The organism is Antrihabitans spumae, from assembly GCF_043944905.1.
GTDB lineage: Bacteria > Actinomycetota > Actinomycetes > Mycobacteriales > Mycobacteriaceae > Antrihabitans > Antrihabitans spumae.
In genome coordinates this window covers 44,547-57,158 of sequence record NZ_JBIMSN010000026.1, presented here as the reverse complement: position 1 = coordinate 57,158, position 12,612 = coordinate 44,547, and the positions used below count along the sequence as shown (strand labels likewise).

Genomic DNA, 12,612 nt, shown 5'->3' with positions numbered 1-12,612 from the left:
CGAGCACCTTTGACGGATCTGGCGTCGTTTCTGGTCGAGCACCCACCGTTCCAGTCGTTGGGGCCCGACGAGTTGGACGAGCTCGCCGGCGCGGCGACGGTCCATTCTTTCGAGACCGGCAAGATCGTTGTCGATTACGGCGCTCATGTGCCGGAAGAGATCTGGATGGTGCAGACCGGTCAGGTGGTCCTGCTACCGGTGGGTGAGGAAGTCAGCACCGCCGAACCGATCGATACCGTCGCTCCCGGCGGCATCTTCGGGTTCTTTGCACTGTTGACCGACGGCGACGTCAAGTTCACGGCGCGCGCGAGTGAGCCGAGTGTCGTTGTTCGGTTGCCTGGCAACCTGGTCCGCCCGATCTTCGCGAAGCCGACGGGCCTTGCCTTTCTCGCGACGTCGGCGTGGAACTCGATGTCCGGCAGAACGAACGCGGTCGAGCAAGCCGCGTCGCGTCGCCCCGTCGGCGATCTGGTCAGGGCCGAGCCTGTCTTCACCACACCGGACACGACGGTTCGTGATGCCGTCAAACACATGACGGCGCAACGGACGTCGTACGTGTTGATTCCGCTTCGCGACGGCGACTACGGCATCTTCACCGATCGGGACCTGCGTACTCGAGTCGTTGCCGCGGGTGTCGGTATCGACGTTCCCATTCGGCAGGTGATGAGTGCTCCTGCCAAATGTGTCACCGCGGACCGTCTTGCAGCGACCGTCCTGATGGACATGCTGGAGATGGGTCTTCGACACATGCCGGTGCTGACGCATCACGGTCGGGTGCTCGGTGTACTCGAGGATGCCGATCTGCTCGCAGCATCGACACGCCAGAGTTTTGTGCTGCGCCGTGCGATCGGGCTGGCGGCCAATGCCGGTGAGCTGGAGGCTGTTACGGCAGGCATCACCGATCTTGCGGTCGATCTGTTCCGTGGCGGAACGGACGCGTCCGCGACGAGCGGCATACTTTCGGTCGTCATCGACAGTGTCGTCCGGCGTGCTCTCGAACTCGCGCTTGCCAATTCGGTCGGGATAGCGCCGTCGAAGTTCGCCTGGCTGACCCTTGGGAGCATCGCTCGTCGTGAAGCGATGCCGAGCTCCGACGTCGACAGCGCTCTGTCGTGGGCGGACGAACTCACGGCGGAGAAGGGCCGTTTTCTTCGGATGGCCGGGCGTGTGCACACCATTCTCGATGCGTGCGGCCTACCCGGCGACAGCAACGGCGCCGTTGCCGCGAAGCCGTTGTTCGCGCGGTCTGCCGGCGAATGGACCACCGCCACCAAAGAATGGCTCGACGACCCACTGAAGAATCGTGGGCTGATCATGTCGTCGTTGCTCGTGGACGGTCGGGTTGTCTGGGGCGACGACGCTCTGCACACGGTGCCGGCCGCCTATCGGACGATGCGTGCCGACCATCCCAATGCGTTGCGGCTGCAACTGCTGAATGCATTGTCCGACAAGGCCCGAATGTGGTCGCTGCGTGATGTTCTGTCGCGACGGGGTGGCACGTTCGACCTCAAGGCGCATGCATTGACCCCGATCGTCAATCTCGCACGGTGGGGTGGCTTGACCGTCGGCATTGCGTCCGCGTCGACGCCTGCCCGCCTCGAAGCGGCCGCGGGCAACGGACTGTTGTCCGAGGCCGACTCGAAGATTCTGACCGAGGTTTTCGCGGTGCTGCAGGGGCTGCGAATGGCACATCAGGTCGATCAGATCGCCGCGGGTCATACCCCGGGCGACATCGTCACGATGTCGGAGCTTTCGCCCCTCAACCGCAGCCTGCTCAGCGATGGGGTCCGCGAGATTGCCGCCGTGCAGCGGCGAATCTGGGCGCTGCGCGCCTCGTGAGTCCTTTTGGTTGGCCCGCCCTCCGAAAGTGCGCACGAGGCCGAAGGCCAAATGTCACGAATGGAGAGGTCCCATACGTCTGATGGTGGTCAGCATTCTTCGAAAGGGCAGCCACCATGAAAGAGACACCGAACAGCCGATCTGCGACGCCACATCGCATCGTCGTCCTCGGCGCCGGATATGCAGGACTGGCCGCGGCAGCGTTCGCTGCGGGTAGGACCAAGCGGCGCGACGATGTGCAGATTACGTTGGTCAACGCCGGAGTACGTTTCACCGAACGGCTACGGCTGCACATGACGGCGACGGGTCAGCAACTTGCCGACCTCGACCTGCGGGAGTTGTTGGCGGACACAGGAGTCGAGTTGGTGTGCGGTTGGGTCACCGCGGTCGATGCGGACGCCCGGACCGTACGCGTCGACGACCGACGAACCCTTTCCTACGACACGCTGATCTACGGGTTGGGCAGCGTGGCCGACACCACAACGGTCGCAGGAGTCGAGGAGCACGCCTACACCCTCGACAGTGCCCGCGACGCGCAGTCGTTCGCCGCGCACCTCGATCGGCTGGAGACGGGAACAGTGGTGATCGGTGGTAGCGGACTCACCGGAGTCGAGGCCGCGACAGAGATCGCCGAACAATATCCGGGACTTGCCGTCGTGCTCGTCGGCAGGGGAGTGCCCGGTGCGCATCTGAGCACGGGGGCGCAGGCGTATCTGCATACCGTTCTGGATCGTCTCGGCGTAGGCATCATTAGCGGAGTCGAGATTGTGAAGGTGCTCCCGGATGCCGTCGCTCTCGCCGGAGGCGACACCGTGGCGGCCGATGTCGTGCTGTGGACCAGCGGCGTGCGGGTATCGCCCATCGCTGCAGCGGCCGGACTGACCGTCGACGACCACGGTCGCATCGTCACCGATCACGCCCTGCGATCCGTATCGCATCCCGACGTGTACGCCGTTGGCGACGCCGCCTCGATAGTGCAGGGCTACGGGCCGATGCACGGCACGTGTCAGGGTGGTATGCCGACCGGTGTGCACGCGGCCGTATCCATCCTGCGGGAGTTGAAAGGCAAAGAGCCCAAGCCTTTTCGCTTCGGGTATATCCACATACCGTTGAGCCTCGGCCGCAGCGACGCAGTGGTTCAGTTCACCAAGCCGGACGACACACCCCGGCGGATGTACCTCACCGGTCGGCGTGCCGTCTGGTACAAGGAAACAGTGACTTCGTCCCCGTGGCCGACCTTCATGAGAATGACGAAATACCCTCGGACGACGGCGTTCTGGCCACACGGCGGTCGGTACACTCGACGGTCCGACAAGGAGATGGCCAGTGATGCAACGTATTCCGGACGCTGACCAGGAGGTGTTCGACAAGCACCGAAACCTGCTGTTCTCGGTCGCCTACCGCATCTTCGGCACTGCGACCGACGCCGAGGATGCGGTTCAGGATGCGTGGCTCAAGTGGTCGGCCGCCGACAGGTCGAAGGTGAGCGACCCGAAGGCGTACCTGGCGCGGATCGTCTCGAACGTCGCGATGGATCGCCTACGTTCGGTTGGCAAGCAACGCGAAACCTACGTCGGTCCATGGCTTCCAGAGCCGATCCTCACGTCGACGTTCGAGGGCGCCGACGCCGCGGCCAGTGCGGAATCGGTGTCGATGGCGATGCTGGTCGTTCTGGAATCGCTGAGCCCGCTCGAGCGCGCAGTATTCGTTCTGAACGAGGTGTTCGCTTTCAGTTTCGTCGAAATCGCCTCTGCGCTCGGCCGTTCCGAGGCTGCGGTCCGCCAGGCGGCGCATCGTGCACGTGGCCACGTCCAGGCTCGGCGGCCACGATTTGCGACCGATCGGACGCAGCATCGACAGGTGACGGAACGTTTCTTCGCCGCTGCGGCCGGCGGCGACATCAATACGCTGATGGAGCTGCTGTCTCCTGACGTGACGTTGTGGACGGACGGGGGAGGCAAAGTGCGCCAGGCGCTGCGGCCGGTCACCGGGGCCGAGAAGGTTGCGGCCTGGTTCGCGGCCGTCGGGCGTCGGCGTTACGAGGGTGTCGATCCGAGCGACATGCGCGTCGAGGTCGTCGAGCTGAACGGCGCGGAGGGCCTGGTGTTCTCGGGTGCGGGACGTGTGATTGCGACAGTGACGATCGCACTCGACGGAGACGGCCGCATTGCGGCAATTCACAACGTCGCGAACCCGGAAAAGCTGCGTGCGGTGTCCGCTGGCCGGGTTCACAGGCTGTAGGGCGCTGCGCGCCTCGTGAGTCTTTTTGGTGGGCCCGCCCTCCGAAAGTGCGCACGAGCGGCGTAGCCGCCTACCCGGCGATCGGAACGATGTAGCGCAGCGCAAAGGCCCTCAGCTGCTCGTCCGTGCTGAGGTCCAGATGCACCCGTGGAGTCATCATCAGCGAGTGGATGATTCGTACGATCACCTCGGCGCGTGGCGCAAAGTCATCCGCTGGCGCGAGTAGTCCATCGGCGACTGACTGCTGCAGCAACTGAACCGTAGCGAACACAGCGGATGCCAGAACGTCCGTTCCGCCGGTCGTGAGTCTCGGCAGCGCGCTTTCCGGTTCGAGGGCGATAAGCCGATTGGCGAGCGCATGCCCCCACAGGTGGCGCATGACAACCGTGAACGCGTGGACGATCCGCTCGTCGAAGGTGTTGCCAACCTTCGATGCCTCGACGAGTTCCAGGATCAATCGCTGAGACTCGCGCCCGATGACCGCGACGACGACCTCGTCCTTGGAACCGACCCTGCGATAGACCGTCACACGTTCGATCCCGGCGCGGCGCGCGATGTCCTCGATCGTCGTCCGCCGGATGCCGATCTCTTCGAAGCTCTGCAACGCCGCATCGAGGATGCGCTCGGTTGCGGGGTCTGAGTTACTGCTGGTCACGGCGCAAGCGTAGCAGCCGGTGCAACAAATTCGATCATCTGTAACATTCTCCGATCGTGCAATGCAACATTGCTATGCAAAATGTAACAGTGTATTTTGGGAGTATGACAAAGCAGACTGCAACGGCGCAGGCTCGGCACGAAGAGGCACACGCGATCACTGCGCGCGACGTCCAATTCGACTGGGACGGAATGCCGTTCCACTATGTTCCGAACGAACCTGTGGCCACCCACGTGTGGAACTTCATGCACCTCATCCTCCCGGAGGCGGAGCGCGCGATGGCGGGAGCGCTCGCGGACGCACTGCCCTATATCGAAGATGAGCGCCTGCGCGAAGAGGCCGTCGGCTTCATCGGTCAGGAAGCGATGCATGCGTCGTCGCACGAAGGTGTGCGGACGTACCTGACCGAGCAGGGCCTCGACGTCGAACCGATGGTCGACACCATGAACTATCTGATCGACAAACTGCTGACCGACCACGGCCTCAGTGGTCGCGCGAAAAAGGCATGGCTCAAAGAACGGCTAGGACTCTTCGCCGCGCTCGAGCATTTCACCGCGATTATCGGACAGTGGCTGCTCGATGCCGACGAACTCGACGAAGCAGGCATCCACCCGATGATGCTGGACCTGCTGCGTTGGCATGGCGCGGAAGAAGTCGAACACCGCAGCGTCGTCTTCGACGTGTACCAGCACGTCGACGGCAGCTACGCACGCCGCGCTCGCACCGCCCTTCTTGCAAGCACGACGCTCGCGGTGCTGACCTGCGCCAGCATCACCTACCTGGTGAACCACGATCCTTCGCCCAACAAAGGCAAGCCCTGGCCGGTTCAGTTCGTGAGTGCCGCCATGCGTGGCCTCGTCCCCAGCGGTCTGCACTTCCTCACCGAGATTCCGGTGTATCTCAAGCCCGGATTCCACCCGTCGTCGATGGGCAGTCTCGACCAGGCGCTGCGCTACCTCGCTACCTCGCCCGCGGCCAATGCGGAGCTGCGCCAGGAGTCGTCGTGAGTGGCTTGATCAGGGGCGAAACCCAATTTGCATCGCCACGCGATGGATCCATACCGCCGAGTGTGAGGCTGGTGGCATCCGCCGTCCGCGGCTACCGCCGACTCGTAGCCGACAGCAGGTTCGCGCCGCTACTGTCGAGGTCGAAGCCAGTGCGTCACAACGACTTCGATATGAGCCTGGTGATCGAGCAGATCGCCGAGCAGGCCGAGGACGTCGTAAGCGTCACTCTCGCAGCTCCCGACGGCGCGGACTTGCCGATCTGGAGCCCCGGGTCGCACGTCGATGTGTTTCTGCCATCCGGCAAGCAGCGCCAGTACTCGCTGTGCGGCGATCCGCGGAACCGACGCAACTACCGCATCGCGGTGCGCCATATTCGTGACGGCGGCGGCGGATCTCGTGAAGTTCACGAGGGGCTGCGGGTCGGCGATGTGCTGCATATCAGGGGTCCGCGCAACGCGTTTCGGATGGTGACAGCGGACTCGTACCTGTTCGTTGCCGGCGGTATCGGGATCACTCCGATCCTGCCGATGGTGCAGGAAGCGGATCGTCGCGGAACACCATGGCGCCTGATCTATCTCGGCAGATCGCGCGATAGTATGCCATTTCTGAACGAGCTCGCCCGCTACACCGGTGGCGATGTCGAGATCAGGCCGGACACCGAGTTCGGAACCCCCGACACGGCAGCTCTCCTCGATCGGGCGCTACCAGGTGGCGCTGTGTACGTGTGCGGACCACCACCCGTTCTCGACGCGGCGCGTCGCCGGTTGTCGGCGATCGCTGGTTCGGGATCGCTTCATACCGAACGGTTTTCGGCACCACCGGTCGTCGGAGGCGCTGCGTTCGACGTGGAACTGTTGCGCAGCGGCGTAACGGTATCCGTCGGCGCAGAGGAATCAGCGTTGACCGCGATTCGGCGCAGCAAGCCTGACGTCGCCTATTCCTGCCAGCAGGGTTACTGCGGCACCTGCACCGTACGAGTGTTGTCGGGCAGCGTCGAGCATCGCGACAACAGCCTGCTCGAATCCGAACGCACTGGCGCGATGGCAGTCTGCGTCTCCAGGTCCGAGGGCGGACCACTTGTTCTCGACCTCTAGACCTACACGCACGAGGAGTCTCTTCATGACCGAAAACCCAACGATCGACCGACCCACGACGCTGTGCGAAGCCTTTGTGCGCACGGCCGCAATCGATCCCGAAGCAATAGCGCTACGGACCCCCGGCAATGTGCAGACCCTGACGTGGCGTGACTACGCGGACCGCGTCCGAAAAGTCGCAGCGGGATTTGCGGCATTGGGCATCGGCCGCGGCGACACAGTCGCGTTGATGATGGCCAACCGAATCGAGTTCTACCCGTTGGAGATCGGCGCCCAGATGGTCGGCGCGACGTCGTTCTCGGTCTACAACACGCTCGCCGCCGATCAACTGCGCTACGTCTTCTCGAACGCAGGCAACCGGGTCGTCGTCTGCGAGGCACAGTACGTGGACGTGATCCGCGCAAGCGGCGTCGCGATCGAGCACATCGTCGTTGTCGACGGCTCGGTCGAGGGCACCAACACCGTCGAAGAGCTGATCGCGCGCGGCGACGCGAACTACGACTTCGACGCCGGCTGGCACGCGGTTCGATCCGACGACGTCGCGACGCTGATCTACACCTCGGGAACGACCGGCAATCCCAAAGGCGTCGAGTCGACGCACGCCAACCTGATCGAGGAGGCGTACGCGTTCGCCTCGGTACTCGACATCGAATTCGGCGACCGCATCACGTCGTTCATGCCGACCGCGCACATCGCCGACCGTTTCACCGCGCTGTATCTGCACGAGATCTTCGGTACTCAGATCACGTCGGTGTCCGACTCGCGCCAGATTGCGGCGGCACTACCGGATTTGCGTCCCACGATCTGGGGCGCAGTGCCGCGCGTGTGGGAAAAGCTCAAAGCTGCAATCGAATTCGGCATCGCGAACGAACCCGATCCCGCCAAGAAGCAGGGCTTGCAGTGGGCGATGTCCGTCGCAGCGAAACGTAGCGCGGCAGCGCTTGCCGGTGAACCGATGTCGGACGAGGTCGCCGCCGAGTGGGCGAAGGCAGACGAATTGGTGCTGTCGAAGTTGCGTGCCAAGCTCGGCTTCGACCAACTCCGCTGGGCCATGTCGGGTGCGGCACCGATACCGCCCGAGACGCTCGGCTTCTTCGAAGGAATCGGGATCGCCATCGCCGAGATCTGGGGGATGTCGGAGCTGAGTTGCGTTGCCAGCGCGTCGCATCCACGCGATTCGAAACTGGGTACGGTCGGTCGTCTGCTACCGGGTATGGAATCCAAGATCGCGTCGGACGGCGAATTCCTGGTCCGCGGTCCGCTGGTGATGAAGGGCTACCGCGGTGACCCGGCAAAGACGGCAGAGGCAGTGGACGCCGATGGGTGGCTGCACACGGGCGACATCATCACCGTCGACGAAGACGGGTATCTGCGTGTCGTCGACCGCAAGAAAGAACTCATCATCAACGCCTCCGGTAAGAACATGTCACCGGCGAACATCGAGAACACCATCAAGGCGGCGGCTCCGCTGATCGGGGCAATGGCGGTGATAGGGGATGGGCGCGCCTACAACACCGCGCTCGTCGTACTCGACGCCGAAACCGCACCCGTCTACGCGGCGCAGCGAGGCCTGCACGACGCAAGCGCGGCCGCGTTGGCCGTCGACCCTGAACTCGTCGCGGCCATCGCAGACGGTGTGGCGGCCGGCAACGAAAAGCTGGCGCGCGTCGAGCAGATCAAGAGGTTCACCGTACTTCCGACCTTCTGGGAGGCAGGTGGTGAAGAGATAACGCTGACAATGAAATTGCGCCGCAAGCCGATCTCGACGAAGTACTCCGCCGAAATCGACGCGCTCTACGCGGATCGCCCGGACGCCTGGATTCACGAACCGTCCAACGGAAAGGTTGCGGCCCGATGACCGAAACACCAGTTCGTAAGAAGGCAGTTCGTATCGACACCGCTTTCGACGTGACGAACCCGGCGACCGGCGACGTGGTCGGTACGTTTCCCATCCACACCGACTCGGACGTCGCGGCGACGGTTGCCCGTGCGCGCGTTGCATCGCAGTGGTGGGCGAGCTTGTCCTTCGCGCAGCGGGCGGCACGTCTCGATCGCTGGCGCTCCGAAATAGTTCGCGGCACAGCCGAGTTGGCGGCCCTGATCAACTCCGAGATGGGTAAGCCGGTTTCGGATGCGAAACTCGAAATCGCAATGGCGTTGGAGCACTTGGCGTGGGCGGGCAAAAACGCGAACAAGGTGCTCGGATCCCGTTCGGTCCCTTCGAGTTTGATGACTCTCAATCAGGCCGCGAGCGTGGAGTTCCCACCGCTCGGCGTGGTCGGCGTGATCGGTCCGTGGAACTATCCGGTGTTCACACCGCTCGGCTCCGTGTCGTTCGCGCTCGCCGCAGGCAATGCGGTCGTCTTCAAACCCAGCGAATACACACCCGGCGTCGGAGCCTGGCTCGTCGCCGCGTTCGGGCGAGCCGTGCCCGAGCAACCGGTGCTGCAACTCCTCACCGGCGGCGCGCAAACCGGTGCAGCCCTGTGCCGTTCGGGCGTCGACAAAATCGGCTTCACAGGGTCCACCGCGACGGGCAAGAAGGTCATGGCGACGTGCGCCGAGACGTTGACTCCCGTGCTGATGGAATGCGGCGGCAAGGACGCGCTGATCGTCGATTCCGACGCCGATATCCGCGCCGCAGCCGATGCTGCGGTATGGGGTGGGTTGTCAAACGCCGGTCAGACGTGTCTCGCGGTCGAACGCATCTACGTTCACGAGGCCGTGTACGACGCGTTCGTCGCCGAGGTCGTGGAACGTTCCGCGAAGATCCACGCCGGTGCACCCAGCGGATCCAAGATCGGTCCGATCACCATGCCGAGCCAGGTCGACGTGATCCGTCGGCACATCGCCGACGCGCTCGAGCAGGGCGGCCGAGCGGTACTCGGTGGGCTGAACACCGTTGCGGGACAGTTCGTGCAGCCGACCGTCCTGGTCGATGTACCCGAATCGTCGCTTGCCGTCACAGAGGAAACCTTCGGTCCGACGCTGACCATCGCGAAGGTTGCCGACATGGACACGGCGATCGAACTCGTCAACGCAAGTCGGTACGGACTTGGAGCCACCGTCTTTGCGAAGAAGAATGCGACCGACATCGCCCGCCGCATTCGGGTCGGGGGTGTCGGGATCAACGCCTTCGTCGCCTACGCGACGATTCCGTCCCTGCCGCTCGGCGGCGTCGGTCAGTCCGGTTTCGGTCGGGTGCACGGACCGGAAGGTCTGAAGGAGTTCACCTACGCGAAAGCGATTACACGACAGCGTTTTCCGTCACCGCTGGCGTTGACGACCTTCGCGCGTTCGGAGCGGACGGACAGCATCGTCGCCGTCGCTGTGAAGCTGTTGCACGGAAGGACCCGATCATGACCGACACGCGCGTACACATCGCCGTCGTCGGCGCCGGATTCGGCGGAATCGGCTTGGCAATCAAACTGCGCGAGGCCGGTTTCGAGGACTTCGTCGTACTCGAACGCTCCGCCGAACTCGGTGGCACCTGGCGTGACAACACCTACCCGGGCTGCGCCTGCGACGTTCCGTCGCACCTCTACAGCTATTCGTTCGCGCCCAACCCCGACTGGTCACGAACCTATGGGCAGCAACCGGAAATCCTCGACTACCTCCGCACTGTCGCAGAACGACACGACGTCGTCGCGCACATGCGATTCGACACCGAGGTCGTCGATGCTTCCTGGGTCGAGCAATCGCGGAACTGGCGAATAGAGACCAACAGCGGCGTGCTGCACGCCGACATCCTGATCTCCGCGGCCGGGGTGTACGGCGATGCCCGCTACCCGGACCTCCCTGGCCTGGATACCTTCGAGGGCACAGCATTTCACTCGTTGCACTGGGACCACGACCACGACCTGACGGGGGAGCGCGTCGCGGTTCTCGGAACCGGAGCTTCGGCAGTGCAATTCGTGCCCGAAATTCAACCGAAGGTCGACCGCCTGCTTGTGTTTCAGCGCTCCGCCCCCTGGATCATTCCTCGGATGGATCGGACGACTTCGCGCGTCGAGCGTGCGCTGTTGCGCAAACTCCCGATACTCGGAAAGGCGTTGCGCGGCGGGTATTACACCGGCATCGAAGGTTTCGGTCTCGTCGGGTTCGTGAACAAGGGTTTCCGCCATCCGTACGAATTCCTCGGACGTCTGCAGTTGCTCCGGCAGGTAAGGGATTCAACGTTGCGTGCGCGTCTTACGCCCGATTACATGATCGGGTGCAAGCGGGCGATCTTCTCCGACGATTATCTCCCCGCTCTTGCTAGAGACAACGTCGACGTCATCGACGATGCGATCGCCGAGATTCGTGAGCACTCGATCGTCACCAGCGACGGTGTCGAGCACAAGGTGGACACCATCATCTACGGCACGGGATTCGTGGTGCCACCTGCCGTCTACGGCCGAATCCACGGTCGTGACGGGCAGTCCATCGGGGACCTCTACGCAGACAGGCCGCAGAGCTACCTCGGTACCGCGGTCGCGGGGTTCCCGAACTTCTTCAGCACACTCGGACCGTTCGGCGCAGTCGGAAATCAGTCGGCGATCTACATGATCGAATGTCAGATCCGCTACATCGTCGACGCCCTCGTCACGATGCGCGACGAGAAGCTCGACCGAGTCGAAGTACGTGCCGAAGCGCAGGAGGCGTTTCTCGACGAAGTCGACGAGCGCAGCGCCGACACGGTCTGGCTCACCGGTGGCTGTTCGACGACCTACTACCGCACCGCGGACGGTAAAAATGCCGGTCTGTATCCGAGTTGGAGCTTCGAATACCGCGATCGCACAAGTCGATTCGACCGCGACGCCTACGACCTGCTTCCCAGCCAGAGCACAGCGGTCGGGCAGCCGAACCTGGTGAGGAGCCGATGATGTTCTCGCTGAACACAATTCCGTTCGTGGGCACCAGCCCGTTGGGCAACAATCCGGCCTACGACGTCGACGGCAAGGTCGTTCTCATCACCGGCGCGGGCCAGGGCATCGGTTTGGCGCTGGCGAAAGTCCTGTACGAGCGCGGTGCTTCGGTCGCAATCGTCGACGTCGACGAGCACTCGGCCGAGGCGGCCGCCGCGGTCCTCGGCGAGCGAGCCGTTGCGATCGCTGCCGACGTTCGGGATCGTCCCGCCATGGCAGCGGTTGTCGCGCGCATCGTCGACCGGTTCGGCAGACTCGATGTCGTTGTCGCCAACGCTGGAATCGCTCCGCCGCCTGCCACTCTGCGCACGATCGACGAGGAAGCCTTCGACCGCGTCATCGACATCAATCTGACAGGTGTTTTCAATACTGTGCGACCCGCGTTGGAGCAGGTGATCGAGCACGGCGGTCACGTCGTCGTCGTGTCGTCTGCGGCCGCGTTCGCGCCGGGTGCAGGCGGTTCGCCGTACATGATCAGCAAGGCTGCCGTCGAGCAGTTGGGCAGAGCGTTGCGCATCGAACTTGCTGCGGTCGGCGCAAGTGCAGGCGTTGCCTACTTCGGCATCGTCGAAACGGCGATGACGCACGACACTCTCGACGACGACGAGCTGGGACGCGAAGTTGCCGAGTTGCTGCCATGGCCGCTGAACCAGCGAATCAGTCCCGAAGCTGCCGCCAAGTCCGTCGCCGACGGAATCGGTGAGCGTGCCGCGCGCACCATCGCACCGGCGTCGTGGCAGCCGTACGCGTTGCTGCGTGGAGCTGCCAACGTCGTCATCGACCGGAAGATGGCCGGCGACGAGAATGTGCACGCGCTGATTCGCAAAGTCGAGGCCCGGCTACGCCGGTCGTGAGTCCTTTCGGAGGGC

Annotated in this window: 10 protein-coding genes; 9 read left to right on the top strand and 1 reads right to left on the bottom strand. The window is 63.7% G+C overall.

All coding sequences use genetic code 11. The annotated features are described in order from the left end of the window. Window positions 1-9: 9 nt before the first annotated feature. From ACHIRB_RS06695 to ACHIRB_RS06685, 3 genes are all read left to right on the top strand, one after another. Window positions 10-1,839, top strand: coding sequence for a putative nucleotidyltransferase substrate binding domain-containing protein (locus tag ACHIRB_RS06695; RefSeq protein WP_395123725.1), 1,830 nt, complete (start codon window positions 10-12; stop codon window positions 1,837-1,839). 116 nt (window positions 1,840-1,955) lie between these two features. Next, window positions 1,956-3,191 carry an NAD(P)/FAD-dependent oxidoreductase gene (locus ACHIRB_RS06690; protein ID WP_395113739.1) on the top strand — a complete coding sequence of 412 codons (1,236 nt, stop codon included), beginning with the start codon at window positions 1,956-1,958 and terminating at the stop codon, window positions 3,189-3,191. Continuing rightward, window positions 3,169-4,080: an RNA polymerase sigma-70 factor gene (locus tag ACHIRB_RS06685; RefSeq protein ID WP_395113740.1), complete on the top strand. Its 912-nt coding sequence runs from the start codon at window positions 3,169-3,171 to the stop codon at window positions 4,078-4,080. Before ACHIRB_RS06690 ends, ACHIRB_RS06685 begins: the two co-directional genes overlap by 23 nt. A 70-nt stretch (window positions 4,081-4,150) precedes the next feature. On the opposite strand, the gene ACHIRB_RS06680 is transcribed toward ACHIRB_RS06685, so the two are convergent. Beyond that, window positions 4,151-4,735 carry a TetR/AcrR family transcriptional regulator gene (locus ACHIRB_RS06680; protein ID WP_395113741.1) on the bottom strand — a complete coding sequence of 195 codons (585 nt, stop codon included), beginning with the start codon at window positions 4,733-4,735 and terminating at the stop codon, window positions 4,151-4,153. 104 nt (window positions 4,736-4,839) lie between these two features. Between ACHIRB_RS06680 and ACHIRB_RS06675 the strand changes: the two genes are divergently transcribed. The 6 genes from ACHIRB_RS06675 to ACHIRB_RS06650 are packed head-to-tail and all read left to right on the top strand — an operon-like array spanning window position 4,840 to window position 12,597. Continuing rightward, complete coding sequence (locus ACHIRB_RS06675) at window positions 4,840-5,742, top strand: metal-dependent hydrolase (protein ID WP_395113742.1); 903 nt, start codon at window positions 4,840-4,842, stop codon at window positions 5,740-5,742. A gap of 5 nt (window positions 5,743-5,747) precedes the next feature. Beyond that, window positions 5,748-6,836 (top strand): PDR/VanB family oxidoreductase, encoded by a 1,089-nt coding sequence (locus tag ACHIRB_RS06670; RefSeq protein WP_395113851.1) that lies wholly within the window; start codon window positions 5,748-5,750, stop codon window positions 6,834-6,836. A 25-nt stretch (window positions 6,837-6,861) separates the two neighbouring features. Further along, on the top strand, window positions 6,862-8,694 hold the full coding sequence (gene fadD11, locus ACHIRB_RS06665; RefSeq protein ID WP_395123727.1) for a fatty acid--CoA ligase FadD11: 1,833 nt from the start codon (window positions 6,862-6,864) through the stop codon (window positions 8,692-8,694). Further along, the gene (locus ACHIRB_RS06660; RefSeq protein WP_395113745.1) at window positions 8,691-10,199 is read left to right on the top strand and encodes an aldehyde dehydrogenase family protein; all 1,509 of its coding nucleotides are present in this window, start codon (window positions 8,691-8,693) and stop codon (window positions 10,197-10,199) included. Before fadD11 ends, ACHIRB_RS06660 begins: the two co-directional genes overlap by 4 nt. After that, on the top strand, window positions 10,196-11,701 hold the full coding sequence (locus tag ACHIRB_RS06655; RefSeq protein WP_395113746.1) for a flavin-containing monooxygenase: 1,506 nt from the start codon (window positions 10,196-10,198) through the stop codon (window positions 11,699-11,701). Before ACHIRB_RS06660 ends, ACHIRB_RS06655 begins: the two co-directional genes overlap by 4 nt. Next, the gene (locus ACHIRB_RS06650) at window positions 11,698-12,597 is read left to right on the top strand and encodes a short-chain dehydrogenase/reductase (protein ID WP_395113747.1); all 900 of its coding nucleotides are present in this window, start codon (window positions 11,698-11,700) and stop codon (window positions 12,595-12,597) included. Before ACHIRB_RS06655 ends, ACHIRB_RS06650 begins: the two co-directional genes overlap by 4 nt. The last annotated feature ends 15 nt before the right edge of the window (window positions 12,598-12,612 follow it).